The 948-nt window shown below is 43.5% G+C and carries 1 protein-coding gene; it reads right to left on the bottom strand.

What is annotated here, in order from left to right; genetic code table 11:
- On the bottom strand, window positions 1–922 hold a 922-nt coding region (locus A3762_RS24940), incomplete at its 3' end, for a malic enzyme-like NAD(P)-binding protein (RefSeq protein ID WP_068758120.1).
- Window positions 923–948: the final 26 nt, after the last annotated feature.

Raw genomic sequence — 948 nt, 5'->3', positions numbered from 1 at the left:
CAGTCGCCATGATTAGATCATCACGTGCAGCAAGAGCTGTTTCAGGCTGGATCTCTGGATCAGGGTTTGAACATGCAAAGATAACTGGGTTTGGAGCCATGCGATTCAAATCTTCAACAGAAAGAAGGTCTGGACCAGAAAGACCAACAAACACGTCAGCACCATCACAAGCATCTGAAAGCGTACGCTTGTCAGTATCGTTTGCGAACATCGCTTTGTATTGGTTCAAATCATCACGACCAGTGTGAATCACACCTTTACGGTCAAGCATGAAGATGTTCTCTTGCTTCATACCACAAGAAATCAAAATTTTCATACATGCGATTGCTGCAGCGCCCGCACCTAGACATACAACTTTAGCATCTTCAATGTTCTTACCTTGAAGCTCAAGTGCGTTGATCATACCTGCAGCGGTTACGATTGCAGTACCGTGCTGATCATCGTGGAAAATTGGAATTTCGCACTGCTCTTGAAGGATACGCTCAATTTCAAAACACTCTGGTGCTTTGATATCTTCCAGGTTGATGCCACCAAAAGTGTTTGCGATGCGTTTTGTTGTATCAATAAACGCTTGAGGGCTTTCTGAATCTACTTCGATATCAAATACATCAATACCTGCGAAGCGCTTAAACAATACACCTTTACCTTCCATTACAGGCTTAGAAGCCAATGGACCAAGGTTACCTAAACCAAGAATCGCAGAACCGTCAGAAATAACAGCAACAAGGTTACCCTTTGCTGTGTACTTGTATGCGTTTTCTGGATTTTCAGCAATAGCACGTACCGGCTCAGCAACACCTGGGCTGTATGCTAAAGAAAGGTCACGTGAAGTTAGTGTTGGTTTAGTGATTTCAACACTGATCTTACCTGCACGTGGTTGCGCGTGATAATCGAGTGCTGCTTGTTTTAAATCGTCTGCCATTACAGTGTACCGTTTTAAAAATTTGG

Source organism: Oleiphilus sp. HI0125, assembly GCF_001635355.1.
Note: the sequence above shows the minus strand (reverse complement) of the source record. Positions and strands in the feature narration are given on the sequence as shown.